This is a genomic window from Xanthomonas sp. CFBP 8443 (assembly GCF_025666195.1).
Lineage (GTDB): Bacteria > Pseudomonadota > Gammaproteobacteria > Xanthomonadales > Xanthomonadaceae > Xanthomonas_A.
The window spans coordinates 2,945,108-2,970,968 of record NZ_CP102592.1; the positions used below are offsets into that span (position 1 = coordinate 2,945,108).

23 protein-coding genes are annotated in these 25,861 nt (G+C 68.4%); 15 read left to right on the forward strand and 8 right to left on the reverse strand.

Annotation, left to right across the window (positions count from 1 at the left end; genetic code table 11):
- Positions 1-5 precede the first annotated feature (5 nt).
- The 5 genes from NUG20_RS12215 to NUG20_RS12235 form a co-directional block, all read right to left on the reverse strand.
- On the reverse strand, positions 6-782 hold the full coding sequence (locus tag NUG20_RS12215) for a DUF2058 domain-containing protein (RefSeq protein WP_263394749.1): 777 nt from the start codon (positions 780-782) through the stop codon (positions 6-8).
- 28 nt (positions 783-810) lie between these two features.
- Positions 811-1,047, reverse strand: coding sequence for a SlyX family protein (locus NUG20_RS12220; protein ID WP_263394750.1), 237 nt, complete (start codon positions 1,045-1,047; stop codon positions 811-813).
- Entirely contained in the window at positions 1,037-2,380 is a 1,344-nt protein-coding gene (locus NUG20_RS12225) for a UDP-glucose dehydrogenase family protein (RefSeq protein ID WP_263394751.1), read from the reverse strand. The genes NUG20_RS12220 and NUG20_RS12225 overlap by 11 nt, the downstream gene beginning before the upstream one ends.
- A gap of 15 nt (positions 2,381-2,395) precedes the next feature.
- On the reverse strand, positions 2,396-3,352 hold the full coding sequence (locus NUG20_RS12230) for an FKBP-type peptidyl-prolyl cis-trans isomerase (protein WP_263394752.1): 957 nt from the start codon (positions 3,350-3,352) through the stop codon (positions 2,396-2,398).
- Between the two features lie 87 nt (positions 3,353-3,439).
- On the reverse strand, positions 3,440-4,006 hold the full coding sequence (locus NUG20_RS12235) for a glutathione peroxidase (RefSeq protein WP_263394753.1): 567 nt from the start codon (positions 4,004-4,006) through the stop codon (positions 3,440-3,442).
- A gap of 129 nt (positions 4,007-4,135) precedes the next feature.
- Between NUG20_RS12235 and NUG20_RS12240 the strand changes: the two genes are divergently transcribed.
- The 7 genes from NUG20_RS12240 to NUG20_RS12270 are packed head-to-tail and all read left to right on the forward strand — an operon-like array spanning position 4,136 to position 8,559.
- The gene (locus NUG20_RS12240; RefSeq protein ID WP_263394754.1) at positions 4,136-4,372 is read left to right on the forward strand and encodes a hypothetical protein; all 237 of its coding nucleotides are present in this window, start codon (positions 4,136-4,138) and stop codon (positions 4,370-4,372) included.
- Positions 4,373-4,374: 2 nt separating this feature from the next.
- Positions 4,375-4,737: a GntR family transcriptional regulator gene (locus NUG20_RS12245; RefSeq protein ID WP_046980357.1), complete on the forward strand. Its 363-nt coding sequence runs from the start codon at positions 4,375-4,377 to the stop codon at positions 4,735-4,737.
- Complete coding sequence (locus NUG20_RS12250) at positions 4,734-5,615, forward strand: ABC transporter ATP-binding protein (RefSeq protein ID WP_263394755.1); 882 nt, start codon at positions 4,734-4,736, stop codon at positions 5,613-5,615. Before NUG20_RS12245 ends, NUG20_RS12250 begins: the two co-directional genes overlap by 4 nt.
- Entirely contained in the window at positions 5,612-6,592 is a 981-nt protein-coding gene (locus NUG20_RS12255) for an ABC transporter permease (protein ID WP_263394756.1), read from the forward strand. The genes NUG20_RS12250 and NUG20_RS12255 overlap by 4 nt, the downstream gene beginning before the upstream one ends.
- Positions 6,593-6,641: 49 nt before the next feature.
- Positions 6,642-7,466, forward strand: a complete 825-nt coding sequence (locus tag NUG20_RS12260; protein ID WP_263398468.1) for a DUF4097 family beta strand repeat-containing protein — start codon at positions 6,642-6,644, stop codon at positions 7,464-7,466.
- A 39-nt stretch (positions 7,467-7,505) separates the two neighbouring features.
- Positions 7,506-8,066: a DUF2884 family protein gene (locus tag NUG20_RS12265; RefSeq protein WP_263394757.1), complete on the forward strand. Its 561-nt coding sequence runs from the start codon at positions 7,506-7,508 to the stop codon at positions 8,064-8,066.
- A 52-nt stretch (positions 8,067-8,118) separates the two neighbouring features.
- A complete protein-coding gene (locus NUG20_RS12270) occupies positions 8,119-8,559 on the forward strand; it encodes a hypothetical protein (protein ID WP_263394758.1) in 441 nt (146 codons plus the stop codon).
- A gap of 534 nt (positions 8,560-9,093) precedes the next feature.
- Here the strand turns inward: NUG20_RS12270 and NUG20_RS12275 are convergent.
- Both NUG20_RS12275 and NUG20_RS12280 read right to left on the reverse strand, forming a co-directional pair.
- Entirely contained in the window at positions 9,094-10,506 is a 1,413-nt protein-coding gene (locus tag NUG20_RS12275) for a class II fumarate hydratase (protein ID WP_263394759.1), read from the reverse strand.
- 527 nt (positions 10,507-11,033) lie between these two features.
- On the reverse strand, positions 11,034-12,029 hold the full coding sequence (locus NUG20_RS12280) for a YiiG family protein (protein WP_263394760.1): 996 nt from the start codon (positions 12,027-12,029) through the stop codon (positions 11,034-11,036).
- Positions 12,030-12,247: 218 nt separating this feature from the next.
- On the opposite strand from NUG20_RS12280, the gene purB reads away from it, so the two are divergent.
- Positions 12,248-13,615, forward strand: coding sequence for an adenylosuccinate lyase (gene purB, locus NUG20_RS12285; protein ID WP_263394761.1), 1,368 nt, complete (start codon positions 12,248-12,250; stop codon positions 13,613-13,615).
- Between the two features lie 62 nt (positions 13,616-13,677).
- Positions 13,678-14,304, forward strand: coding sequence for a DUF3060 domain-containing protein (locus tag NUG20_RS12290; protein WP_263394762.1), 627 nt, complete (start codon positions 13,678-13,680; stop codon positions 14,302-14,304).
- A 209-nt stretch (positions 14,305-14,513) separates the two neighbouring features.
- On the opposite strand, the gene NUG20_RS12295 is transcribed toward NUG20_RS12290, so the two are convergent.
- On the reverse strand, positions 14,514-15,704 hold the full coding sequence (locus NUG20_RS12295) for an OmpA family protein (protein WP_263394763.1): 1,191 nt from the start codon (positions 15,702-15,704) through the stop codon (positions 14,514-14,516).
- Positions 15,705-15,928: 224 nt separating this feature from the next.
- Between NUG20_RS12295 and NUG20_RS12300 the strand changes: the two genes are divergently transcribed.
- The 6 genes from NUG20_RS12300 (at position 15,929) to NUG20_RS12325 (ending at position 24,767) form a co-directional block, all read left to right on the forward strand.
- Positions 15,929-17,167, forward strand: a complete 1,239-nt coding sequence (locus NUG20_RS12300; RefSeq protein ID WP_263394764.1) for a ribosomal protein uL16 3-hydroxylase — start codon at positions 15,929-15,931, stop codon at positions 17,165-17,167.
- Between the two features lie 9 nt (positions 17,168-17,176).
- Positions 17,177-18,082, forward strand: coding sequence for a GNAT family N-acetyltransferase (locus NUG20_RS12305; RefSeq protein ID WP_263394765.1), 906 nt, complete (start codon positions 17,177-17,179; stop codon positions 18,080-18,082).
- A 180-nt stretch (positions 18,083-18,262) separates the two neighbouring features.
- A complete protein-coding gene (locus tag NUG20_RS12310; protein WP_263394766.1) occupies positions 18,263-21,088 on the forward strand; it encodes a 2-oxoglutarate dehydrogenase E1 component in 2,826 nt (941 codons plus the stop codon).
- Positions 21,089-21,131: 43 nt separating this feature from the next.
- Positions 21,132-22,346, forward strand: coding sequence for a dihydrolipoyllysine-residue succinyltransferase (gene sucB / locus NUG20_RS12315; RefSeq protein WP_263394767.1), 1,215 nt, complete (start codon positions 21,132-21,134; stop codon positions 22,344-22,346).
- Positions 22,347-22,525: 179 nt separating this feature from the next.
- Positions 22,526-23,962, forward strand: coding sequence for a dihydrolipoyl dehydrogenase (lpdA, locus tag NUG20_RS12320; RefSeq protein ID WP_263394768.1), 1,437 nt, complete (start codon positions 22,526-22,528; stop codon positions 23,960-23,962).
- Between the two features lie 211 nt (positions 23,963-24,173).
- Entirely contained in the window at positions 24,174-24,767 is a 594-nt protein-coding gene (locus NUG20_RS12325; protein ID WP_263394769.1) for an LOG family protein, read from the forward strand.
- The last annotated feature ends 1,094 nt before the right edge of the window (positions 24,768-25,861 follow it).

Sequence of the window (25,861 nt, forward strand, 5' to 3'; positions counted from 1 at the left end):
GGCGCTTACCAGATCAGGTCGTCGGGGATCTGGTACTTGGGATCGGCGTAGGGATCTTCCTCGGCGCTGGCGTTCGGGTCCACCCGCAGCGCCGCCGACGCCGGGAAGATCGCTTCGGCCTGGTCGAGCAGCGCCGCCGTCACCAGCAGGTAGCGCCCGTTCTGCTGCAGCACGCCCAGCTCGCCGGCGTTGAGCGCCTTGAGCTGGTCGGCGGTGACGTAGATGCGCTTGATCTTGCCGCCATAGGGGAAATGGCGGGCGATGTCGGCCTCGGCGTGGTTCAGCGCCTGGTCCTTGAGCAGTTCGTCGAGCTTGGCCCGCGCTTCGCGGCGCAGCCGGGCCTGTTCCTGCTTCAGCCGCTCGGCCTCGATGCGTTCGTCCTTCTCGCGCTGCGCACGGATCGCATAGGCCTTGGCCAGATCGATGTCCTCGCGCGTGCGCGGCGGCCGTGCGCCATGCGGCCGCGCCGGCTGCTGGCCAGGAGCGCCTTGCGGCCTGCCCGCACCCTGCGGGCGGCCGCGGCCGTCGCCCGCCGCGTGCGCACGACCGGCGCCGTCGCCACGCGGACGACCGGCGCCGTCATGCGCGCGCGCGCCACCGGGCTTGCCGGCGGCGTGCGGACGTTCGCCACGCGCGCCCGCCGGCTTGTGGCCGTGCGCCGGATGCTGTCCGGGCCTCCCTCGCGAGGGCTGCGCGGGCGTGGCATTGCGCTCTGGGCGTTCGGGTTTCGGCACGGGCTTGAAGCCCAGGCCGAGCAGCTGGTCGCGGAGGGTATCGCTCATCGTGTCAGGATCGGGATCGGTTCGTGCATCAGTAATGCGGAGGTGGCGGTTCGTCGGCGGGATCGGCATACAGCGTGCTGCGCACCTTGCCCAGGTCTTCCAGCAGGTGGCGCAGCAGCACGGCGTTGCGTTGGCTTTCGGCACGCGCCTCGGCCAACGCATCGCTCACTTCGGACAGCGCCTGTTCCTGGAAGGACAGGCGCGTCTCCAGCTCGATCAACCGGTTCTCCAGCAATCGATCCTGGGTGGAGAAGTCATGCTTCACTGATCGAACGCCCGCGGCCGATGCCATAGTAAGCCAGGCCGAAGGTCTCGATTTCCGGCGGATCGTAGAGATTGCGCCCGTCGAACACCACCGCGTCGCCGAGCAGTTCCTTCATCCGGGTGAAATCCGGGCTGCGGAACTGCTTCCACTCGGTGACCACGACCAATGCATCGGCGCCTTCCAGCGCAGCGAAGGCGTCCTCGCAGAAGCTCAGGTCGTCGCGTTCGCCGAAGATGCGCTTGGCTTCCTCGGTCGCCTCCGGATCGTAGGCACGCACCTTGGCCCCGGCCTCCCACAGCTGCGCCAGCAGGCGGCGGCTGGACGCGGCGCGCATGTCGTCGGTATTGGGCTTGAACGCCAGGCCCCACACCGCGAAGGTCTTGCCGGCCACGCTCTGACCGCGGTAGTGGCGCTGGATCAGCTCGTACAGATGGCCCTTCTGCGCCTCGTTGACCGCTTCCACCGCATCCAGCAGCTTCGGGTCGTGGCCGTACTGCTGCGCGGTGCGCGCCAGCGCCTGCACGTCCTTGGGGAAGCACGAGCCGCCGTAGCCGGCGCCGGGATAGATGAAATGCCAGCCGATGCGCGGATCCGAGCCGATGCCCTGGCGCACCTTCTCCACGTCGGCGCCGACCCGCTCGGCGATGTTGGCGATCTCGTTCATGAAACTGATCTTGGTCGCCAGCATCGCATTGGCCGCGTACTTGGTCAGCTCGGCCGAACGCACATCCATCTCCACGATGCGGTCGTGGTTGCGGTTGAACGGCGCGTACAGGCGGCGCAGGCGCGCGGCGGTGCCCGGCTTGCTGCTGCCGATCACGATGCGGTCCGGGCGCATGCAGTCGGCGACCGCGTCGCCTTCCTTCAGGAATTCCGGATTGGACACCACGTCGAACTCGATCGTCTCGCCGCGCTTGTCCAGCTCGGCGGCGATCGCCGCGCGCACCTTGTCGGCGGTCCCGACCGGTACCGTCGACTTGTTGACCACCACGGTCGGCCCTTGGATGTGCTGGCCGATGGTGCGGGCCACCGCCAGCACGTACTGCAGATCGGCGCTACCGTCCTCGTCCGGCGGCGTGCCGACGGCGATGAACACGATATCTCCATGCGCGATGGCGCTGGCCGCGTCGGTGGTGAAGAACAGCCTCCGTGCGGCGTGATTGGCCTTGACCATCGGCGAGAGGCCAGGCTCGTAGATCGGGACCACGCCCTTGTTGAGCCCATCCACCTTGGCTTGGTCGATGTCCACGCACACCACGTGATGGCCGACCTCGGCCAGACAGGTTCCGGTGACAAGCCCGACATAGCCGGTGCCGAATATCGCTACGCGCATGTAATCTCCTATCGGTTATTGAAGGATGCCCAACAGTTCCACGTCGAACGTCAGCATGGAATCCGGGCCGATCGGGCCGCCCGGCGTGCCCTGCGGGCCATAGCCCAGATTCGACGGAATCCAGAAACGGTATTTGGAACCGACCGGCATCAACGCCACGCCTTCGCTCCAGCCCGGCACCACCTGGCTGAGCGAGAACTCGGCCGGCTGGCCGGTCTTGTACGAGCTGTCGAACACTTCGCCGCTGAGCAGCTTGCCTTCGTAGTTCACCCGCACCTTGCTGGTCGGCATCGGCCGCTCGCCGCTGCCCTGGCGCAACACCATGTACTGCAAACCTGACGGCGTGGTGACCACGCCCTTCTGGGTCTTGTTCTGGGCCAGGAAGGCGTTGCCCTTCTCGCGGTTCTCGGTGGCGGAGGCGGCCTGCTTGGAGGCGCCGAAGGCCTGCAGCATGGCGGCCGCCTGCTCCTGGGTCAGCGCGGTCTCGCCCTTGGCGAACACGGTACGCACCGCGCCCAGCAGCGTGGGCAGATCGATGTCGTTCTGGATCCGCGCCAGCGACGGGCCGACCGCGCGATCGCCGAGCATCAGGCCCACGTTCTGCTTGGACACCGGCGGCGGCTGGCTGCCCGGCGCCATGCCCGGCAGCGGCTGGCCGCTGCGCGCGGCCAGTTGGGTGCGCAACGCGGTGTCGGTGGCCTGGGTCTGCTCGTCGGACAGCAGCGGCTTGCCGCCCTTGAACGCGTTCTCGATCGCGCGCTGCATGGCCGCCAGGTCGATGTCCTGGGCGATGGGCTCGAACGAGCGCGCCACGTCCATGCCGATCGCATAGCTGATCTTCTGCTTCTCGCTGGTCAGTGCCGCCGGCTTGGCCGCAGCCGGCGCCGCCGGCGCCTGCGCGAACGCACTGCCCGCGACCACCGCCATCCCCATCAACAGCGACGCCGCGGCGCCACGCATTCCCATCTTCATTCGCTACTTTCCTGGAAGTGAACTAGAGGCGCCGCGATGGCGCAGAGGCCGCATTGTCGCATGCGCGGCAAGGATATCGACCCGGTTTCAATGTGATGCCGGCTGCGCTTTCAGTTCGCGTTCGATGGCCGCGCGCAAGGCCGCATCGTCCGGCGCGACCTTGCTGGGAAACTGCGCGACCACGCGTCCGTCGCGCGCGATCAGATACTTGTGGAAGTTCCAGCCCGGCGCCACGCCGGTGGCCTGGGTCAACTGTTTGTACAGCGGCGTCGCCTCGGCGCCGAGCACATGCACCTTCTCGAACATCGGGAACTTGACCCCGTAGGTCAGCGTGCAGAACTCCTGGATCTGCTTCTCCGATCCTGGCTCCTGGCCCTTGAAGTCGTTCGACGGGAAACCGAGCACGCTGAAGCCCTGCGCGGCATAGCGCTGCTGCAGCTGTTCCAGGCCGTCGTATTGCGGGGTGAAGCCGCACTTGCTGGCGGTATTGACCACCAGCAGCACCTTGCCGCCGTAGGTCTTGTTCAGGTTCACCTTGTCCTTGCCGGCCAGCGGACGGTAGTCCAGGTCCAGCAGCGAGGCCGCCCAGGCGCTGCCGACGGTGCCGGCAGCGGCCAGGATCGCGAGGAAAAACAAACGTTTGGACAGTTTCATCGGGGCACCGGAAGTAGGAAGGGGAACGTGCAGGCGCTAGGCCATGAGTTGGGTCGGTCATCGTGTTGACATGACGTGTGACGGTGTTATAGTTAAATACAACACCACTCATCCAGAGCAGGGGACACGATGAACCTCCAACGCATGCAGCGCAGCCTTCCGGCCCTGGTCATCGTCGGCGCCCTGCTCTCGGTGAGTTGGGTCGGCGCCCAGCGCAACCAGGGACGGTCGCCCGATTATGGCGCCAGCGAGCCGCAGGAACACAGCCACGCCCCTCCCGCCACGGCCGCGCCGGTGCGGCGGATGCGTGCATCGCTGTCGATGCCCTATTTCTCCTTCGCGCACACGCTGCGCCCACGGAGCTGACCATGAGCGATATCCAATGGAGCGATGGCGCTCCGATCTACCGCCAGCTGAAGGATCGCGTGATCGCGATGATGCTGGACGGCATCATCAAGCCCGGCGACGCGCTGCCCTCGGTGCGCCAGGTCGCCGCCGAATACCAGCTCAACCCGATCACCGTCTCGCGCGCCTACCAGGAACTGGCCGACGAGGCCCTGGTCGAGAAGCGCCGCGGGCTGGGCATGTTCATGACCGAGGAAGCGGCCAAGAAGCTGCGCGGCAGCGAGCGCGACCGCTTCCTCAACGAAGAGTGGCCACTGGTGCTGGAACGGATCCAGCGCCTGGGCCTGACACTGGAAGACTTGTTGCCACCGGGGAAAACACCATGACTGCCGCTGTCGCCGCATCCGAATCCGTCGTCTCCGCGCGCTCGCTGCGCAAGACCTATAACCACAAGCCGGCGCTGGCCGATGCCTCCTTCGCGATCGCGCCGGGCCGCATCGTCGGCCTGATCGGCCCCAACGGCGCCGGCAAGACCACCGCGCTGAAGGCATTGCTCGGCCTGACCTCGGTCGAGGGCGAGCTGCGGGTGCTGGGCATGGACCCGCGCAAGCAGCGCGACGCGCTGATGAACGACGTGTGCTTCATCGCCGACGTGGCGGTGCTGCCGCGCTGGATGCGGGTGCGCGAGGCGATCGACTTCGTCGCCGGGGTGCACCCGCGCTTCGACCGCGCCAAGTGCGAGCGCTTCCTGGCCAATACCAAGCTCACGCCCAAGCTGCGCGTGCGCGAGATGTCCAAGGGCATGATCGTGCAGCTGCACCTGGCGCTGGTGATGGCCATCGACGCGCGCCTGCTGGTGCTCGACGAGCCGACCCTGGGCCTGGACATCCTGTACCGCAAGGAGTTCTACCAGCGCCTGCTGGAAGACTACTTCGACGAACAGAAGACCATCGTCATCACCACCCACCAGGTCGAGGAGATCGAGCACATCCTCACCGACGTGCTGTTCATCCGCGACGGCCGCATCGTGCTCAGCGCCGACATGGAGCACATGGCCACCCGCTACACCGAACTGCTGGTGCCGGCCGAGCGCATCGACGCGGCGCGCGCGCTGCAGCCGATCGACGAGCGCGGCCTGCCGTTCGGCAAGACCGTGTTCCTGTACGACGGCGTGCCGCAGGCGCAGCTGGCGGCCTTGGGCGAAACCCGCAATCCCGGCCTGGCCGACCTGTTCGTCGCCATCATGAAGGGGACCTACGCATGAACGCACCCGCCAAGTCCATCTCGCCGCTGTCCACCTTCAAGTGGCTGCTCAAGCGTGAATTCTGGGAACACCGCGGCGGTTTCCTGTGGGCGCCGGTCATCGCCGGCGCGGTGATCACCGTGCTGTACGCGGTGCTGGCGCTGATCGGCACCATCGCCGGAGGCGGCAACGACAGCAACGGCATCAACGTCGACGGCGGGCCGGAGAAGCTGCACGAGATCGTCGGCGCGGTCGGCGACGGCACCATGCTCGCCGGCGTGGTCCTGGCCTGCATCGTGCTCGGCTTCGTGGTGTTCTTCTACGCGCTGGGTTCGCTGTACGACGACCGCCGCGACCGCAGCGTGCTGTTCTGGAAGTCGCTGCCGGTGTCGGACGTGAGCACGGTGCTGTCCAAGGCAGTCTGGGCGCTGCTGCTGGCGCCGATCGTGGCGATCGGCGTCGGCCTGCTGATCGGCGTGGCCCTGTGGGTGGTCACCGCACTGACCGTCTCGGTCAACGGCATCACCCAGAGCAGCGCGGTGTTCACCCATTCGCATCCGCTGCGCATCATCGGCGGGGTGCTGTCCAACGTGCCGATCTACGTGATGTGGGCGTTGCCGACCATCGGCTGGCTGATGTTCTGCTCGGCCTGGGCCCGTACCAAGCCGTTCCTGTGGGCAGTGCTGCTGCCGATCCTGGGCTGCGTGATGGCGAGCATGATGGCCATCCTGCCGATGCTGCACGTGAACCACAAACTGGTCTGGTACACGGTGGTCTACCGCGGCCTGCTGAGCATGCTGCCGGGCACCTGGCTGCCGGTGCTCAGCGAGACCGCGCCGCCGGCGCAGATCGACGGCCCGCAGGACCTGGCCAACGCGATCCAGCTCAGCGACGCCTGGCGCATCTTCCAGAGCGCCGACATCTGGATCGGCGCGGCGATCGGCGTGGCCTTCATCGTCGCGGCGATCTACCTGCGCCGCTGGCGCGACGAAGCCTGATCCGCGTGACGCCCTCACCCTTTCCTCTTTCTGCAAGGAGTTTCCGATGATGCGCAAGACCTTCGCGCTGTGTGCGCTGCTGCTGGTGCCGGGCCTGGCCCTGGCCGACGACTGCAAGCATTCCGAGCCGCGCAACCTGAAACTGGACCTGGCAGGCGTCAAGCGCGTGGTGTTCGACGCGCAGCAGAACAACCTCAAGCTGACCGGCGCCAGCGGCAGCGCGTTCGAACTGCGCGGCCGCGCCTGCGCCTCCGACGCGGACATGCTCAAGCAGCTGACCCTGCGCCAGCGCCGCGACGGCGACACCTTGACCGTGACCCTGGAGCACGAGGGCACGCTGCGCGGCATCAGCCTGGGCAACCGCTACGCCTACCTGGACGTCGCCGGCAGCGTGCCGAGCAACCTGCCAGTGCAACTGCGATTGGGCTCCGGCGACGCCGACATCGGCGGCGTGGCCGCGCTCGACGCCGCTGTCGGCTCCGGCGACCTGCACGTGCACGGCGTGCGCGGCGCGGTCAGCGCTACAGTGGGCTCGGGCGACATCGATCTGCGCGACATCGGTAGCCTCAGCCTGCCGTCGCTGGGCTCGGGCGACGCCAAGGCCAGCCAGGTCGGCGGCGACGTCAAGATCGGCACCGTCGGCTCCGGCGACCTGACCGTGCACGGCGTGCGCGGCGCCGTGCAGATCGGCAGCATCGGCTCCGGCGATGCGCAGCTGCGCGACGTGACCGGCAACGTGGCGCTGCAGTCGATCGGCTCCGGCGACCTGGAGGTCAGCGGCGTCGGCGGCAACCTCAGCGTGCAGCGGGTCGGCAGCGGCGACGTCAACCACAGCGGCGTGCGCGGCAGCGTCAACGTGCCCAAGCCGCGCTGACCCGCGGCGCCCCCCTTCGCTTCGATCGAGGACACACCCATGCAGCATCGTTCCCTGGCACTGGCCGGCGTCGCCCTGACGGCGCTGCTGGCCCTGGCGGCCTGCCAACCCTCCACGCCGCAGTCCGACCGGACCACTAGCAACACGCCCAGCGCGCGCAGCCTGAGCTTCGACAACGGCGACATCACCCTGAAGGTGTCCGGCCAGCCGCCGGCGACCATCACCCGTAGCGGCGACCTGCTGATCGACGGCAAGCAGGTCGCGGTCAGCGCCGAGCAGCACGCCCTGCTGGTGGCCTACCGCGAGCAGCTCGGTGCGATCGGCACCCAAGGCCTGGAGGTCGGCAAGCAAGGCGCCGCGCTAGGCGTGAAGGCCGCCGGCGACGCGCTGGCCGGGGTCATCAGCGGCAACACCGAGCACGTCGGCGAGCACATCGAGGCGCAGGCCGAGAAACTCAAGCAGGAAGCGTTGAAGATCTGCGGGCAGGTGGCGACGCTGCGCCAGGCGCAGGACACGCTGGCGCAGAAACTGCCGGCATTCCGCCCCTATGCCAGCCTCGACGCCAGCGACATCAGCGACTGCGACAATTCGGTCAAGTAATTGCGGCGGTCCCGGCCTAAAATGGCCGGGACCCCCTGCTTTGAATCGATCGATGAAGAAGACGCTAGCCGCCTGGTTTTCCCTGATCGCGCTGTGCCTGTTGCTGGCGGCGTGCGGCGCGCGCGACGGCGCGTCGACCTCCTCGCGTGCCGAGCGCGGCAAGCCGCGCGTGGCGGTGGACAGCATGACCGTGATGCTGCGCCGCGCGCCGGCCGCCAATGCCTCGATCGGCCCCGACGGCAGCCTCAGAATCGACGACATCGAGCTGCCGCTGCCGCAGGCCCAGCGCAGCCAGCTGCAACAGCTGTTCATGCAGTTGCAGATGCAGCGCCAGCGCACCCTAGAAACCGCCCCGCCCGACCCGAACATGCGCTCGGTCGGCTTTGCGACCACGCCGGAGATCGACGCCCTGCAGGGCGCGGTGCTGCGCGACATCCCGTCGCTGCAGCCGTACCGGGAGAGCTTCGGCAACCTGCAGGCCGAGCGGCGCTGAGGCGACGCGCGCCGCAGAAGCGGCATCGGCCGCGACCGCTGCAATGGCGATGGGCCTGCAACCCCGGATCCTGTCGGGGCTGAAGCCCCTCCTACAGTGCACCCAGACACTCCATTGCGCATCTCCTGTAGGAGCGGCTTCAGCCGCGACGAGCGTAGTAGCGAAGGTTCCGGTTTCGGATACTTGTCGGGGCTGAAGTCACTCCCCCAGTGCATTAGCAGGGCGATCTCCCGTAGCTCAGTTGTGGGAGCGACTTCAGTCGCGACGCGCGAAACCATGACGGTGCAGGAACCGGTCTGGGCTGATGGCCGATCTACCGAAAGTCCGTCAGCGGCTCCTGGCGGCTTTGGCCATCAGTCGCGACCAACCCAGCCATCAAACGCTCGGCGCCAGACCCGGCGTCAAGAGCACACGCCCCCTCCTCCACGCAGGACTTGGCAAGCCCGCAGTGGCCTTTCAGCTCACTGGACTCGCCAACGCGATACATCGCCCCGCATGGCACGGCACCCGCCGCACCACGCAGGGCACCACGCCTCAGCCGCCGCCGCCCGCGCCGGCGTGGATGCCGCCCCTGGTCAGCGCCGCCGGGTCGAGCAGCTTGCGCAGCTCGGCCTCGCCCAGGCCGCTGTCCTCGATCGCGATCTCCAGCACCGGGCGGTTCTCCTTGTAGGCGCGCTTGGCGATCGCCGCCGCTTTCTCGTAGCCGATGATCGGATTCAGCGCGGTGACCAGGATCGGATTGCGGCCCAGCGCCTCGCGCACCCGCTCCTCGCGCACCTTCAGCCCGGCGATCGCCGAATCGGCCAGCAGCCGCGACACGTTGGCCAGCAGGTTGATTGAGTCCAGCAGGTTGGCCGCGATCAGCGGCAGGGCCACGTTCAACTGGAAATTGCCGGTCTGCCCGGCCACGGTGATCGCGGTGTGGTGGCCGATGACCTGCGCGCAGACCATCACCGTGGCCTCGGGAATCACCGGATTGACCTTGCCCGGCATGATCGAGCTGCCCGGCTGCAACGCCGGCAACTCGATCTCGCCCAGCCCCGCCAGCGGCCCGGCGTTCATCCAGCGCAGGTCGTTGGCGATCTTGATCAGCGCCACCGCCAGCGCATTGAGCTGGCCGGACAGTTCCACCGCATCGTCCTGCGCGGCCAGGCCTTCGAACTTGTTGTCGGCGCTGTCGAACTTGCAGCCGGTGAGCGTGGACAAGGCCTTGGCGACCTTGCCGCCGAAGCGCGGGTCGGCATTGATCCCGGTGCCGATCGCGGTGCCGCCCAGCGGCAGCCGGCGCAGCCGCTTGAGGCTGTCCTGCAGACGCTCCTGTGCCGAGGCCAGCTGCGCCGACCATGCCCCAAACTCCTGGCCGAAGGTCAGCGGCATCGCATCCATCAGGTGCGTGCGCCCGGTCTTGACCACCTTGTCCAACTGCTTGGCGCGCTTGTCGATGACCTTGCGCAGGTGCTTCAACGCCGGCAGCAACTGTTCCTGCGTGGCCAACTGGGCGGAGACGCGGATCGCGGTTGGCACCACGTCGTTGGAGCTCTGGCCGAGGTTGACGTGGTCGTTGGGATGCACCGCCGGCGCGCCCGGCTTGGCCGCGCGCGAGGCCAGCGTGGCGATGACCTCGTTGGCATTCATGTTGGACGAGGTGCCCGAGCCGGTCTGGTAGATGTCGATCGGGAAATGCGCATCGTGCTTGCCGCCGGCCACCTCCAGCGCCGCCGCCTGCACCGCCTTGGCCACCGCCTTGGGCAGCAGGTCCAGCTCGGCGTTGACGCCGGCCGCGGCGGCCTTGATCAGGCCCAACGCACGGATGAAGCCGCGCGGCATCGGCTGCCCGGACACCGGGAAGTTCTGCACCGCGCGCTGGGTCTGGGCGCCCCACAGCGCCTCGGCCGGCACCTGCAACTCGCCCATGCTGTCGTGCTCGACCCTGAAGTTGTCACTCATTGCGCAATCTCCGCATCTGCAAAAAGAGGAATTCACCCGGCGCTGTCGTGAGCGACGTCCGGGAAGGCAGGCTGGCGGAGCTGCGGCTGGCGCGCGCATTATCCGCGGCGCAGCGCCCGGCGTCAGCAGTGTGCGCCAACGGATGTTAGCAATGCCTGGAGGCAGACCTGGCGGCCGCGGCGATGCCCGGCGACGCGATGCGATCCGCCTGCATCGACCTAGCGTAGCTATGCGGCGACGCGCCGAGGCACGCCCCGTCTGCGGCAGTCATGCCGTTGCCGGCTTGCGCGACGCACGCAGAGCGACGTCGTGGACACGCCACGCTGATGATGGCGGCGGGTCGTGGTGATGTTGGTTGGCCACGTGCAAGCGCCTGACGCACGTGCGGCTGGATCGCCGGACCGATCGGTCAGTGGCGCCAGTGCCGCGGCGACCGCGACCCCACCCGGCGCGACGTCGCTGCGCCGCCGGGGCTCTCGATCCAAGGCAGCGGCAGCGACCTCGCGGCCGGCCGCCGGACGCTCCGGTTACTGCTGCCGGTTGCTCTGGAAGACCAGGTCGTTGTACGCCTTCAGCAGCCGCCCCGGCGAGCCCGCCGGTGCCAGCGTTGGGCTGTCCAGCCAGCCCTGTTCGATGCGGCTGTACGGGGTCTTTTCGACCACCCGCTTGATCCGCGCCTTGCCTTCCTTGCGGAAGTTCTCCGCCGCGGTCTCGAACCCGTTCCAATCCAGCTTGCCCGGTTCCTGATCGGCGACCTTGGCGTGCGCCTCGTCGGACAAGGTGTTGAAGCCGGCGAGCAATGCGTTGGCCTTGGCCGTATCGAACGCGTCCTCCTGCAGCAGGGCGACGACCTCCTTGGCCTCGAGCATCATCGACAGCCGGTAGAACTCCCTGGTGCGGCCTTCAGCCTGCTCCATCGCCTTCAGCTGCTCGCGCTGCGCGGCATCGTTCTGCGCGTCCAGTTCGTCGCTGAACGCCTGGCTGGCGTCGGCGAACTCGGACAGGGCGGCCATCAGCGGCGCATGCAGCTGCTTGCCCTTGGCGAAGCCGTCGTCCTGATAGTCCTCGCGCTCGTAGTAGTCGCGCACCTGGTTGCCGATCGGCTGCAGCGTCTTCAGTGCCGCCGTATAGCGCTTGGCGGCCGCATCCAGCGCCGGCAGCGTGGGTTTGGCCGCGGCCGCCTGGGTCATCGGTGCGTCGCAGACCTTCATGTCGTACTGGTCGATCTGAGCCGGCCCGTACACGCTGGTTTCCTTGCCGGTCGGGCCGGCCTCGGGATCGTCCATCCAGCGGACGTAGGACTGCGCGCCGCGGTGGATGTCCGCATCGACTTGGTTGAAGCACTCGATGTACGCGTTGAGCTTGCGGGTCAGCGCCTCGTGCGCATCGCTCGGCGCGCGGTCGGCGAGCGCCTTGGTGGCGGCGTCCTGGGCGGCCGGCGTAGCCGACGGCTTGCCGCCGCAGGCGACCAGGAACATGGACACGGCAGCGGCCAGCGCGGCCAGGCGGAAGGAGGATGGCATAGGAACACGTCCCTGTTGAAAACGATTACAGCCGCGCATTCTAGCAACGCGTGCCGGTGATGTCGCGACAAGCGCAGTCCGGGAAACAGGTCCGGCCTCGCTGCAAACGGCCACCGCGCGCGCGGTTATTCGCGACGCCCGGCGGCCCCGTCGCGGGCCTGGCCGGTGCCCGGCCGGCGTAGAATATCCGCCCCACCGCTGCCGCCCTGCCCCTGCCCATGTCGGATTCCGCCCTGCTCGCCCTGTCCCCGCTCGATGGCCGCTACGCCGGCAAGGTCGATGCCTTGCGGCCGATCTTTTCCGAATATGGCCTGATCAAGGCGCGGGTGAAGGTGGAGATCGAATGGCTGCTGGCGCTGGGCGCCGAGCCGGGCATCGCCGAGCTGGCGCCATTCTCGGCCGCGGCCACGCAGCGGCTGCGCGCGCTGGCCGACGGCTTCGGCGTCGAGCACGCGGCGCGGGTCAAGCAGATCGAGCGCACCACCAACCATGACGTCAAGGCGGTGGAGTACTTCATCAAGGAGCAGCTCAAGGACGACGCCGAACTCGGTCCGGCGCTGGAGTTTGTACATTTCGCCTGCACCAGCGAGGACATCAACAACCTCAGCTACGGGCTGATGCTGGAGCAGGCGCGGCGCGAGGTGTTGCTGCCGACGCTGGACGGCGTCGTCGCCTCGCTGCGCGCGCTGGCCCATGCCCAGGCCGCGCAGCCGATGCTGTCGCGCACCCACGGCCAGACCGCCTCACCGACCACGCTGGGCAAGGAAATCGCCAATGTCGTCGCGCGCCTGGAGCGCCAGCGCCGGCAGATCGCCGCGGTCGAACTGACCGGCAAGATCAACGGAGCGGTCGGCAACTACAACGCGCACGTCGCCAGCTATCCGGACGTGGACTGGCCGGCCTTCGCGCAGCGCTTCGTCGAGGGCCTGGGCCTGGTGTTCAACCCGTACACCACCCAGATCGAGCCGCACGACAACGTCGCCGAACTCGGCGATGCCACCCGCCGCGCCAACACCATCCTGGTCGACTTGGCCCGCGACATCTGGGGCTACATCTCGCTTGGCTACTTCAAGCAGAAGCTCAAGGAAGGCGAAGTCGGCTCCTCGACCATGCCGCACAAGGTCAACCCGATCGATTTCGAGAACGCCGAAGGCAACTTCGGCATCGCCAACGCGCTGTTCGAGCACTTCAGCGCCAAGCTGCCGATCAGCCGCTGGCAGCGCGACCTCACCGATTCCACCGTGCTGCGCGCGCTCGGCACCGCGTTCGGCCACACCCAGGTGGCGCTGGATTCGCTGGCCAAGGGCCTGGGCAAGCTGACCGTCAATCCCGAGCGCCTGGATGCCGACCTCGACGCCGCCTGGGAAGTGCTGGCCGAAGCGGTGCAGACGGTGATGCGCCGCCACGGCCTGCCCAACCCGTACGAGCAGCTCAAGGCGCTGACCCGCGGCCAGGGCATCACCGCCGCGTCGATGCAGGCCTTCGTCGAGACCCTGGAGCTGCCCGAGGACGCCAAGCAACGCCTGCGCGCGCTGACCCCGGGCGGCTATACCGGCCTGGCCGAGCGCCTGGCGCGCGCGATCTGAGCGAGGCCGCGCCACCGAGCTTTCCCGCGGCACCATGCTGTCCGCCCAACAGGAGATCTGCGATGACACGGAATCTGTTTCTCTGCCTGCCCTTGCTGGCATTGAGCGCCTGCGCGCAACAGCAGGCGCCGGCTGGCGGCGAGCCCGCGGCCGGCACGCCGGCGCCCGCGGCGGCTCCAGCCGCAACGGCGCCGCCGGCAGCGGCAGCGCCCAGCGCGCCCACTGCGGCGACGGCCCCGGCCAGCGCAGCGCAGGCCGGCGGCGAGAACGGCGAGCGCGCCACGCTGATGGTGACCTCGACCGCCGGCACCATCGACTGCGACGGCCACAACCTGGACATCGTCGGCAGCGGCGCCAAGCTGGTGCTGCGCGGCCAATGCGCCACGGTGGCCTTGCTGGGCGACAACGGCAGCCTGCAGATCGAGCATGCCGACGGCGTGCGCGTGGTCGGCAACAATGCGCAGGTGGTCATGACCAGCGATACCAAGGAGGTCGAACTGTTCGGCCGGCACGGCAACCTGCAGATGAGGCGCATCGACACGCTGACGGTGACGGGCAACGAAAACCAGCTGCGCGCGACCTCGCTCGGCGCGGTGACACTGCAGGGCGACAAGAACGAACTGACCCAGCAAAGCGGTACCGCGAAGGTGCAGGACTACGGCCGCGACAACAGGATCGCCGGCAACTGACGCGCAGCGGCGCGGCGCATGCTTGGGACTCGGGACTCGGGACTCGGGACTCGGGATCCGTGATCCGTGATCCGGCGGAGCTTGCGCTGGACCGGCGCTGTCGTTGACGTGCCACGAGTGCTGTTGCACGGTCACGTGCGACAGCCTGGACGCTTCCCTTCCCAGCTTCCGGCGCCTCAGCCCGGCACACGGCGGCGGCATGCGCGCGCTCAGGTCCTGACGAAGATCTCCACGCGCCGGTTCAACTGCCGCCCTGCCGGATTGTCCACACCCTGCAACTGGTTCGGCGCCACCGGCCGCGCCTCCCCGTAGCCCTTGGCCGCGGCCTGCAGCGTCAGCCCGCGGCTGCGCAGCGCGTCGAGCACCGCGTTGGCGCGGCGTTCGGACAGCGCCTGGTTGTAGTCGTCGCCGCCCTTGCTGTCGGTATGCCCGCCCACTTCCATGTCGCGCGCCTGCACGGTGCCGAGCGCGGCCGCCAGCGTGTCGAGCACCTTCGCGGCATCGGCGCGGATCTGCGACTTGTCGAAGTCGAACAGCACCCGGTCGTTCAGCGTGATCAGGTAGCCGCATGGCGCGCCGGGCGGCGCGAACTTGCGCAGCGGCGGGAAGCGCCCGGCCGGCGGCACCTTGGGCAGCGGCGCCATCGCCACCGTGCGCCCGGGCGTGCCGACCATGCCGGTGCCGTCGCCGTGGTTGCGGATCGTTTCCCGCTCGCCGTTCCAGGTACCGGACCCGTCGGCATTGATGGTCACCAGGCCTGTGGGGCCGTTCCAGGTGCCGCTGCCGTCGCCGTTGTTGCGGATCAGGCCGCTGTCGCCGTTCCAGCTGCCAGCGCCCTTGCCGTCCAGCGTGATCAGCCCGGCCGGGCCGTTGTAGCTGCCGGACCCATCGGCCTCGACGCGCACGATCGCGTCCTCGCCCTCGCCGACCGTGCCGTTGATGGTCCCGCTGCCGTCGGCGTTGACCTGTACCAGCCCGCCCTCGAAGTTGGCCGTGCCGCTGCCATCGGCGTTGATCTTGAACAGACCGTCCTCGCCGTTGCGCAGCAGATTGCCCTGCGCATCGACCGAGGTGATGCCGGCATCGTTGACCAGGCCGCCGTCGCTGCCGCATCGCGCCGGCGCGATGCTGACGCCCTGGATCGGATCCAGCGCGTCCTTCATCGACGCCTCCAGCGCCCGCTGCGCAGGCGTCACCCCGAGGATTTCCGGGATCACGATCATCGGGATGGCGGGGAATTCCGACACCGCCGCCTCGGCCGCGACGCCGGCCGTGCCCGGTGCGCCCGCCGATGGCGCCGCAGCTGCCGGCGCGGGCGGCACGGCCTCCGCACCGGGCTTGTCCGCTGCGCCGCATCCGGCCAACAGCATCGACGACAGCAGTATCGGCAGTCCGCGCATTCCTTTTCTCCCTGGGTCCGAGGCGCGCACTTCAGCCTGACCGCGGGAGCTTGTCAAACCGGCAGGCGCACCGGAACACGCGCCCCCCATGCCCGTTGCGCACGTCGCAGCACGTCGCCGGCGCAACCGCCATGCGCCCGCGCAACGCATCGTGCGCCGGGCTGGGCGACAATGGCGGCATCGCCGGCGCCGTAGTCGGCCTCGCCCTGCCGGATCGCCCGCCCATGAAGAAACCCACCTCGTTCCCGATCGAAATCGACGCCACCCGGCAGCTGCCGCTGGGCATGCCGGCCGCGACCTTCCTGCGCGACTACTGGCACAAGCGCCCGCTGCTGATCCGCAACGCCTTCCCCGGCTTCGTCTCGCCGATCGAGCCGGGCGACCTGGCCGGGCTGGCCTGCGAGGAGGCCGCGCTGTCGCGGCTGATCGTGCACGACCGCGCCGCCGACCGCTGGAGCGTGCGCAGCGGCCCGTTCGAGGAAAGCGAATTTCCCGGCATGCCCGACCACGACTGGACCCTGCTGGTGCAGGACGTCGACAAGTGGGACCCGGACATCCGCGCCCTGCTCGAACAGTTCCGCTTCCTGCCGCGCTGGCGCGTCGACGACGTGATGGTCAGCTTCGCCGCGCCGGGCGGCTCGGTCGGCGCGCACGTGGACCATTACGACGTGTTCCTGCTGCAGGCGCACGGCCACCGCCGCTGGCAGATCGACGCCAGCGCCTCGCTGGGCCGCAAGGCGCCGCCGACCGACTTCCGCGAGGATGTCGAACTCAAGCTGCTGCGCAGCTTCGCCCCCACCCACGACTGGGTGCTCGGCCCCGGCGACATGCTGTACCTGCCGCCGCTGGTGCCGCACCACGGCGTCGCCGAGGACGCCTGCCTGACCTTCTCGGTGGGCACGCGCGCGCCGTCCTCGGCCGAGCTGATCGGCGACTACCTGGACACCCTGATCGACGGCGCCGACGAGGCGCTGCGCTACCACGACGAGGACCTGCAGGTGCCGGCCGATCCGTACGAGATCGATGCGGCGGCGATGGGCCGCGTGGTCGAGGCGCTGAACGCGCTGCGCATGAACGATCCGGACCGCCTCGGCGCCTGGTTCGGCCGCTTCATCACCACCTACCGCGCCGCCGGCGAGATCCTGCCGCCGGCCAATCCGCCGGCGCCGCAGGAAGTGACCGCCGCGCTGGAACAGGGCCTGGTCCTGCAGCGCCACCCCTGGGCGCGGTCGGCCTGGCGCCGGGCCACGCGCGGCGCCACCCTGTTCTGCAGCGGCCTGGAGTTCGCCCTGCCGCTGAAGGACGCGCGGCGCCTGGCCGCGGCCGAGCGGATCGACGGCGACGACTACGCAGCGCTGTCCGCCGCCGGCCGCCAGACCCTGCTGCAACTGGTCGAGGCCGGCTTCTACCAGCCGCTGGACGAGACCGAGCACGGCGACGAGGATGCCGACACGCAGGACTGAGCCGCCGCCATGCCCGCCGCCCCCGGTTTCCGCATCGAAACGCTCGACCCGGCCCGCCAGGCCGGCGAACTGCGGGCGCTGCGCGAACAGGCCGGCCTGCCGCCGCCGCAGGCGCCTGCCGAGGCCGCGCTGGATGCGCTGAGCCACCACGTGCTGGCCCGCGCCGACGACGGGCAGCCGCTGGGCAGTGCGCGGCTGAGTCCCGAGCGGCGCATCGGCTGCCTGGCGGTGCTGCCGGCCTGGCGCGGCCGCGGCGTCGGCAGCGCACTGCTGGCCGCGCTGATCGAGGAAGCGCAGCGCCGGCGCTGGCCACGGCTGGACCTGCAGGCGCCGCCGGCCGCGCTCGACTTCTACGCCCGGCACGGCTTCCTGCCGCTCGGCGCGCGCGTCGCCGACGTCCACGGCGGCGAACGGCAACCGATGCGGCGCATCCTCGGCGGCGCCGCCGCGGTGGAGGATGCGGCCGCGGCGATCGCGGCCAGCGCCGCGCTGGTCGCGCAGGCCCGGCGCCAGCTGCTGATCTACAGCCGCGCGCTGGATCCGGGCCTGCTGGACAGTGCGCCGGTGCTGGAACAGTTGCGCCGCTTCGCCGTGGCCGCGCGCGACAAGCAGGTGCGCGTGCTGCTGCACGACGCGGCCGCCCCGCAGCGCGCCGCCGCGCCGCTGCTGGCCCTGGCGCAACGCCTGCCCAGCGTGTTCCGCTTCCGCGAGGTGGTCGATCCGGTCGACCAGGGCTACGCCGCGGCCTACCTGGTCAACGACGGCGGCGGCTACTACTTCCGTGCGCTGGGTCACCGTTACGACGGCGAGACCGACCTGCTCGGCGGCGGCCGCGCGCGCCAGCTGCGCGATGCGTTCGCGCGGGTCTGGGAGCGCTCGCGCGACTGCACCGAGCTGCGCGCGCTGGGCTGGTAGCGCCGTACCGTCGCCGCCATGGCGCAACGGATGAACCCTGCGTAGCCCCTGTGTATCCGAAATGCACACCCCGGCTGGCTCATGGGGGTATAATTTTTTCGCTTGATTACGCCCGTGCAGGCCACGCGCCCGCCGGTTCCTATCGCAAGCCAACCCACAAAGCGACCCGACCCCACCATCGTGGACAATCTCCTAAAGCAGTTTGCGCAGTCATCGCAACTCGCCGGCGGCAATGCCGCCTATATCGAAGACCTGTACGAGCAGTACCTGGTCTCTCCCGACAGCATCGACCCCAAGTGGAAAACCTACTTCGACGGCTTCCAGGGCCGCGATGCCGGTGACGTTCCCCACTCGGCGGTCATCGCCCACATCGCCAGCGCCGCGCGCCAGGCCGCCAACAGCGGCACCAGCCCCGGCGGCGACGAGCGCGAGCGCCATGTCGGCCGGCTGATCACCGCCTACCGCTCGCGCGGCCACCTCGGCGCCCGGCTCGATCCGCTGGGGCTGACCCCGCCGATCAATCCGCCGGACCTGGGCCTGCCGTTCCACAGCCTGTCGGAAAGCGACCTGGGCAGCGAGTTCAGCACCGGCGGCCTCGGCGGCCAGCCGCGGATGAAGCTGCGCGACCTGCTGGCGCGGCTGAAGGCGACCTACACCGGGTCGATCGGCAGCGAATTCATGCACATCCCCGAATTCGAGCAGCGCCAGTGGATCTACCAACGGCTGGAGACCGCCGGCGGCAACATCGCCGGCGACGCCGACAGCCGCCGCCGCACGCTGGAGCGGATCACCGCCGCCGAAGGCCTGGAGCGCTACCTGCACACCAAGTACGTCGGCCAGAAGCGCTTCTCGCTGGAAGGCGGCGATGCGCTGATTCCGATGATGGACGTGGTGGTGCGCCGCGCCGGCGCCGATGCGGTCAAGGACATCGTGGTCGGCATGGCCCACCGCGGCCGCCTCAACGTGCTGGTCAACACCCTGGGCAAGAACCCGCGCAAGCTGTTCGACGAGTTCGAAGGCAAGTTCGAGCACGCCCACGACGACCGCGCCCACACCGGCGACGTCAAGTACCACATGGGCTTCTCCGCCGACGTGGCGGTGGCCGACGGCAACTCGGTGCACCTGGCGCTGGCGTTCAACCCTTCGCATCTGGAAATCGTCGACCCGGTCGTGGTCGGCAGCGTGCGTTCGCGCCAGGAGCGCTACGGCGATGCCGCGCGCAAGACGGTGCTGCCGGTGGTGATCCACGGCGACGCCGCGTTCGCCGGCCAGGGCGTGGTGATGGAGCTGTTCCAGATGTCGCAGGCGCGCGGTTTCGCGGTCGGCGGCACCGTGCACATCGTCATCAACAACCAGATCGGCTTCACCACCAGCGCCCGCGACGACGCCCGCTCCACGCTGTACTGCACCGACGTGGCGAAGATGATCGGCGCGCCGGTGTTCCATGTGAACGGCGACGATCCGGACGCGGTGGCGTTCGTGGCCAACCTGGCCTACGACTTCCGCCAGCAGTTCAAGAAGGACGTGGTCATCGACCTGGTCTGCTACCGCCGCTGGGGCCACAACGAGGCCGACGAGCCGGCGGCGACGCAGCCGGTGATGTACCAGACCATCCGCAAGCACAAGACCACCCGCGAGCTGTACGCCGCGCAGCTGGAAAGCGAAGGCGTGATCCAGCCGGGCGAGGCGCAGGCGCTGGTCGACAGCTACCGCAACAAGCTCGATTCGGGCGAGTACACCACCGAGCTGGCGACCCGCAAGCCGGACGACTTCGCCATCGACTGGAGCAACTACCTGTCCGGCAAGCTCGCCGACAAGGTCGACACCACGGTCAAGCGCAAGACCCTGGACCAGCTGGCCAAGATCATCACCACGATCCCGGCCGGCGTGGAGCTGCACCCGCGCGTGGCCAAGATCTACGAGGACCGGGTGAAGATGGCCGCCGGCGACCTGCCGGGCGACTGGGGCTTCGCCGAGAACCTGGCCTACGCCACCCTGCTCGGCGAGGGCCACAAGCTGCGCCTGGTCGGCCAGGACGCCGGCCGCGGCACGTTCTTCCACCGCCACGCGATCCTGCACGACCAGAAGACCGACAGCTACTACCTGCCGCTGCGCCAGCTGGTCGAGAACCCGGAAGACGCCACCGTGATCGACTCGCTGCTCAGCGAGGAAGCGGTGATGGGCTTCGAGTACGGCTACTCGACCACCGATCCCAATGCGCTGTGCATCTGGGAAGCGCAGTTCGGCGATTTCGCCAACGGCGCGCAGGTGGTGATCGACCAGTTCATCGCCGCCGGCGAAGCCAAGTGGGGACGCATCAGCGGCCTGTCGCTGTTCCTGCCGCACGGCTACGAAGGGCAAGGCCCGGAGCACAGCTCCGCGCGCCTGGAGCGCTTCCTGCAGCTGTGCGCGCTGGAGAACATGCTGGTCTGCGTGCCGACCACGCCGGCGCAGTGCTTCCACATGATCCGCCGGCAGATGCGCATGACCACGCGCAAGCCGCTGGTGGTGATGACGCCCAAGTCGCTGCTGCGCCACAAGCTGGCGGTGTCGACGCTGGAGGAACTGGCCGACGGCGAGTTCCAGCACCTGATCCCGGATGCGAAGGCCGATCCGAAGCAGGTCAAGCGCGTGGTGGCCTGTTCGGGCAAGGTCTACTACGACCTGCTCGAGGACCAGACTAAGCGCGGCCAGGACGACGTCGCCATCCTGCGCGTGGAACAGCTGTATCCGTTCCCGCGCGAGCTGCTGGCCGCGGAACTGAAGCGCTACAGCAACGCCACCGACCTGGTCTGGTGTCAGGAAGAACCGCAGAACCAGGGCGCCTGGTACCAGATCAAGCACCACCTGCAGGCCTGCCTGGCCGACGGGCAGAGCCTGCACTACGCCGGCCGTCCGCGCTCGCCGTCTCCCGCTGCCGGCCATTTCGCCGAGCATCTGGAAGAGCAGCTGAAGCTGGTCGCCGACGCGCTATTGAATCCGTTCAACGACCAAGTCGCTGAATAAACCTCTTCACCTTCCAAAAGACCCCACTAGGACGCCCTCTGCAATGGCCACCGAAGTCAAAGTTCCGGTACTGCCCGAATCCGTATCCGATGCCACCATCGCCAGCTGGCACAAGAAAGCCGGCGACGCGGTCAAGCGCGACGAGAACCTGGTGGACCTGGAGACCGACAAGGTCGTGCTGGAAGTGCCCTCCCCGGTCGACGGCGTGCTGAAGGAGATCAAGTTCGAGGCCGGCGCCACCGTGACCAGCTCGCAGCTGTTGGCGATCATCGAGGAAGGCGCTACCGCCGCGGCGGCTCCGGCCGAGGCCAAGGTCGCCGACGCACCGACGCCGGACGCCCCGAAGGCCGCCGCTGCCGAAGCGCCGAAGGCGGCCAAGGTCGAGTCGGCCAAGGCCGCCGGCGACGTCTCCAGCCTGCCCCCGGGCGCGCGCTTCTCGGCGATCACCGAAGGCGTGGATCCGGCCCAGGTCGACGGCACCGGCCGCCGCGGCGCGGTGACCAAGGAAGACATCCTCAACTACGCCAAGAACGGCGGCGCCGGCAAGGCCGCCGGCGCGCGTCCGGAAGAGCGCGTGGCGATGACCCGCGTGCGCAAGCGCATCGCCGAGCGCCTGATGCAGTCGAAGAACTCGACCGCGATGCTGACCACCTTCAACGAGGTCAACCTGGCCAAGGTCTCGGCCGCGCGCAAGGAGCTGCAGGACGAGTTCCAGAAGGCCCACGGCATCAAGCTCGGCTTCATGAGCTTCTTCGTCAAGGCCGCCGCCAACGCGCTGCAGCGCTTCCCGCTGGTCAACGCCTCGATCGACGGCGAAGACATCATCTATCACGGCTACAGCGACATCTCGATCGCGGTGTCGACCGAGAAGGGCCTGGTCACGCCGGTGCTGCGCAACGTCGAGCGGCAGTCGTTCGCCGACATCGAGAAGGGCATCGCCGACTACGCCAAGAAGGCGCGCGACGGCAAGCTGAGCCTGGAAGAACTGCAGGGCGGCACCTTCACCGTGACCAACGGCGGCACCTTCGGCTCGCTGCTGTCGACCCCGATCATCAACCCGCCGCAGAGCGCGATCCTGGGCATGCACGCGATCAAGGAGCGTCCGATCGCCGAGAACGGCCAGGTCGTGATCGCGCCGATGATGTTCCTGGCGCTGTCCTACGACCACCGCATCATCGACGGCAAGGACTCGGTGCAGTTCCTGGTCGACATCAAGAACCAGCTGGAAAACCCGGGCCGGATGCTGTTCGGCCTGTAAGCGCCTGAAGCCCCTCTCCCACCGGGAGAGGGGTTGGGGTGAGGGTACGACCGCACTGGACATCGCCCAGCGCCCACCCTCAAAGCACCCCGGCAGCTCGCTCCGCTCCGCCGCACCCTCATCCGGCGCTACGCGCCACCTTCTCCCGACGGGAGAAGGGAAAGGCAAAGGAATCTGAAATGGCTGAAAACTTCGACGTCGTCGTCATCGGTGCCGGTCCGGCCGGTTATCACGCTGCAATCCGCGCCGCCCAGCTGGGTCTGAAGACCGCCTGCATCGACGCGGCGCTGGGCAAGGACGGCAAGCCGGCGCTGGGCGGCACCTGCCTGCGCGTGGGCTGCATCCCGTCCAAGGCGCTGCTGGATTCCTCGCGCCAGTTCTGGAACATGGGCCACCTGTTCGGCGAGCACGGCATCAGCTTCAAGGACGCCAAGATCGACGTCGAGGCGATGGTCGGGCGCAAGGACAAGATCGTCAAACAGTTCACCGGCGGCATCGCGATGCTGTTCAAGGCGAACAAGATCACCCCGTACTACGGGTTCGGCGAACTGCAACCCGGCAACGTGGTCAAGGTCAAGCAGCACGACGGCAGCGAGGTCGAGCTCAAGGGCACCAACGTGATCATCGCCGCCGGTTCGGATTCGATCGAACTGCCGTTCGCCAAGTTCGACGGCGACGCCATCGTCGACAACGTCGGCGCGCTGGACTTCACCGAAGTGCCCAAGCGCCTGGCGGTGATCGGCGCCGGCGTGATCGGCCTGGAACTGGGCAGCGTGTGGAAGCGCCTGGGCGCCGAGGTCACCATCCTCGAGGCGCTGCCGGACTTCCTGTCCCTGGCCGATGCCGAAGTGGCCAAGACCGCGCTGAAGGAGTTCAAGAAGCAGGGCCTGGACATCCATCTCGGCGCCAAGGTCTCCAAGACCGAGGTCAGCGGCAAGGGCAAGAAGAAGGAAGTCGTCGTCACCTACACCGACAGCGAAGGCGAGAAGAGCCTGACCGTGGACAAGCTGCTGGTGGCCGTGGGCCGCCGCGCCGCCACCAAGGGCCTGCTGGCCGACGGCACCGGCGTGAAGGTCAACGAACGCGGCCAGATCGAGGTCGACGAACACTGCCACACCGGCGTCGACGGCGTGTGGGCGGTCGGCGACTGCGTGCGCGGGCCGATGCTGGCGCACAAGGGCTTCGAGGAAGGCATCGCGGTCGCCGAACTGATCGCCGGCCTGCCCGGCCACGTCAACTTCGACACGATCCCGTGGGTCATCTACACCGAGCCGGAGATCGCCTGGGTCGGCAAGACCGAGCAGCAGCTCAAGGCCGAGGGCGTGCCGTACAAGACCGGCAGCTTCCCGTTCGCGGCGATCGGCCGCGCGGTGGCGATGGGCGAACCGGCCGGCTTCGTCAAGGTCATCGCGCATGCCGAGACCGACCGCGTGCTCGGCCTGCACCTGGTCGGCGTCGGCGTCTCCGAGCTGGTCCACGAAGGCGTGCTGGCGATGGAGTTCAACGGCTCGGCCGACGACCTGGCGCGTATCTGCCACGCCCACCCCACCCTGTCCGAGGCGATCCACGATGCCGCGATGGCGGTGAGCAAGCGGGCGATCCACAAGGCCAATTGAAGCCGGGAGTCGGGATTGGGGATTCGCAACAGCGGCGGCCTCATCCCACATCTTTCCGGCAATGGCGTAGCGCCGGGCGAAAGCCCGGCGTTGTGCTTTGCGGATCGCCGAATCAGTTGATCCACGACACATGTCCTGCTCCTCGCACCGTGAACGCTCACCCATGCAACATCCGGCTGTTACGAATCCCCAATCCCGAATCCCCAATCCCATGAAAAGCATCTGCGTCTACTGCGGCTCCAACGCCGGCAACAAACCCGCCTACGTCGAACGCGCCACTGCGCTGGGCACGCGCATCGCCGAGCAGGGCCTGCGCCTGGTCTACGGCGGCGGCAATGTCGGGCTGATGGGCACCGTGGCCAACGCGGTGCTCGCTGCCGGCGGCCAGGTCACCGGCGTGATCCCCAAGCAGCTGGCCGACTGGGAAGTCGCGCACCGCGGTCTGACCGAACTGGAAATCGTCGGCTCGATGCACGAGCGCAAGTCGCGCATGTTCGACCTGTCCGACGGCTTCGTCGCCCTGCCCGGCGGCTTCGGCACCATGGAAGAGATCTTCGAGATGCTGACCTGGCGCCAGCTCGGCATCGGCAACAAGCCCTGCGCATTCCTGGACGTGGAAGACTTCTATGCCCCCCTGATCGGCATGATCGACCGCATGGTCGCCGAACGCTTCCTGCACCCGGACCAGCGCGCCGACCTGTGGTACGGCAACGACATCGACACCATGCTGGCCTGGATGCACGACTACACCCCGGCGCAAGCGTCGAAGTGGATCGACGAAAAGCGCCAAAACGCGCTGCGCTGAAACCCACCGCACTTAACCAGCCGCAACCCCAGGGCGCGCGGCGACGCGCCTACCATCCCGCAGAGGCTTCAGTCCCGAGAAGGCGCACAGTCTGCCGCGTGCGGGCAACGCTGGTCGCGGCTGAAGCCGCTCCTACAGGAACTTCGGAGCGCTAGTCGGTGCGCTGCGGGGCTTCAGCCCCTGCCCGGCTGAATCGACGCCTGGAGATCTCCCGCTGCGTTCGTCGCGACTGAAGTCGCTCCCACAGGGGGACTTCCAGACGCTGGTCGGCATATCTCCGACCCATTCGTTGTGCGCGTGCGGATCGATGAAGAACGCCGCGGCGCGCGGCGCTGAATTTCGCCACGTCTGCCAGCAACACCTGGGCGCCACAACTGCAGCCCCGCATGCCTTCACTGTGCGTCGGGACTCTCCCTACCCAGCGACAAGCTTCGACGTATGACGACGCGTGCCCCAGCATTCCTGTGCTTCCTCCATGCAACGCGGATGGAACACGAACTGGTCTTCGTCGCGTTGAAACACCATGCATCGTCATTGAAGCGTAGCGAGGCTGATTCAACGGCAGCAGCCCGTCACAGGCTAGTGCCGTTGCTCTGGGCCGTTGCTCTGGGCTGTTCGGCTGTTCGGCTGTTCGGCTGTTCGGCTGTTGCTATAGCCGTTGCTCTAGCCGTTGCTCTGGCTATTGATCTTGCTGTTGCTGTTGCTCTGGCTATTGCTGTTGATTTACCGGGTTCCCTTCCGCAGCGGCGGCCATGGCGGGGAAAAACCCGAAGGGCGCGCACAGGGATGTGCGCCGTTCGCGGCAGGGGCAGGATGCCCCTTCCGCGAATCCCCGACATGGACGCGGACCTGGAGCGCGCAGCGCGGAGGGCGCAAGGCAGGGCGTGCTTTCTTTTGGTTACTTTTCTTTGCACGAGCAAAGAAAAGTGACCCGCGCCAATCGCGGAAGCTTTGCTTGTAAGCCAAAGCAACCAAACAAGGCACATGCAAGAGCAAAGCCCAGCGCACGACACCGATGGCGACCGCACGCGCCTCTCCGCGCATGACGATCGGAGAGAAGACTAGCGCTAACGAACGACAAAAAAACGGCGCTA

What these genes read in the sequence shown, in the direction of transcription:
- NUG20_RS12305 (WP_263394765.1), top strand. Translation starts at nt 17,177, where the DNA reads ATGCCCGCCGCCCCCGGTTTCCGCATCGAAACGCTCGACCCGGCCCGC.
- NUG20_RS12250 (WP_263394755.1), top strand. Translation starts at nt 4,734, where the DNA reads ATGACTGCCGCTGTCGCCGCATCCGAATCCGTCGTCTCCGCGCGCTCG.
- NUG20_RS12260 (WP_263398468.1), top strand. Translation starts at nt 6,642, where the DNA reads ATGCGCAAGACCTTCGCGCTGTGTGCGCTGCTGCTGGTGCCGGGCCTG.
- NUG20_RS12270 (WP_263394758.1), top strand. Translation starts at nt 8,119, where the DNA reads ATGAAGAAGACGCTAGCCGCCTGGTTTTCCCTGATCGCGCTGTGCCTG.
- NUG20_RS12215 (WP_263394749.1), bottom strand. Translation starts at nt 782, where the DNA reads ATGAGCGATACCCTCCGCGACCAGCTGCTCGGCCTGGGCTTCAAGCCC.
- NUG20_RS12275 (WP_263394759.1), bottom strand. Translation starts at nt 10,506, where the DNA reads ATGAGTGACAACTTCAGGGTCGAGCACGACAGCATGGGCGAGTTGCAG.
- NUG20_RS12225 (WP_263394751.1), bottom strand. Translation starts at nt 2,380, where the DNA reads ATGCGCGTAGCGATATTCGGCACCGGCTATGTCGGGCTTGTCACCGGA.
- sucB (WP_263394767.1), top strand. Translation starts at nt 21,132, where the DNA reads ATGGCCACCGAAGTCAAAGTTCCGGTACTGCCCGAATCCGTATCCGAT.
- NUG20_RS12280 (WP_263394760.1), bottom strand. Translation starts at nt 12,029, where the DNA reads ATGCCATCCTCCTTCCGCCTGGCCGCGCTGGCCGCTGCCGTGTCCATG.
- NUG20_RS12240 (WP_263394754.1), top strand. Translation starts at nt 4,136, where the DNA reads ATGAACCTCCAACGCATGCAGCGCAGCCTTCCGGCCCTGGTCATCGTC.
- lpdA (WP_263394768.1), top strand. Translation starts at nt 22,526, where the DNA reads ATGGCTGAAAACTTCGACGTCGTCGTCATCGGTGCCGGTCCGGCCGGT.
- NUG20_RS12230 (WP_263394752.1), bottom strand. Translation starts at nt 3,352, where the DNA reads ATGAAGATGGGAATGCGTGGCGCCGCGGCGTCGCTGTTGATGGGGATG.
- NUG20_RS12265 (WP_263394757.1), top strand. Translation starts at nt 7,506, where the DNA reads ATGCAGCATCGTTCCCTGGCACTGGCCGGCGTCGCCCTGACGGCGCTG.
- NUG20_RS12325 (WP_263394769.1), top strand. Translation starts at nt 24,174, where the DNA reads ATGAAAAGCATCTGCGTCTACTGCGGCTCCAACGCCGGCAACAAACCC.
- NUG20_RS12300 (WP_263394764.1), top strand. Translation starts at nt 15,929, where the DNA reads ATGAAGAAACCCACCTCGTTCCCGATCGAAATCGACGCCACCCGGCAG.
- NUG20_RS12245 (WP_046980357.1), top strand. Translation starts at nt 4,375, where the DNA reads ATGAGCGATATCCAATGGAGCGATGGCGCTCCGATCTACCGCCAGCTG.
- NUG20_RS12295 (WP_263394763.1), bottom strand. Translation starts at nt 15,704, where the DNA reads ATGCGCGGACTGCCGATACTGCTGTCGTCGATGCTGTTGGCCGGATGC.
- NUG20_RS12290 (WP_263394762.1), top strand. Translation starts at nt 13,678, where the DNA reads ATGACACGGAATCTGTTTCTCTGCCTGCCCTTGCTGGCATTGAGCGCC.
- NUG20_RS12235 (WP_263394753.1), bottom strand. Translation starts at nt 4,006, where the DNA reads ATGAAACTGTCCAAACGTTTGTTTTTCCTCGCGATCCTGGCCGCTGCC.
- purB (WP_263394761.1), top strand. Translation starts at nt 12,248, where the DNA reads ATGTCGGATTCCGCCCTGCTCGCCCTGTCCCCGCTCGATGGCCGCTAC.
- NUG20_RS12255 (WP_263394756.1), top strand. Translation starts at nt 5,612, where the DNA reads ATGAACGCACCCGCCAAGTCCATCTCGCCGCTGTCCACCTTCAAGTGG.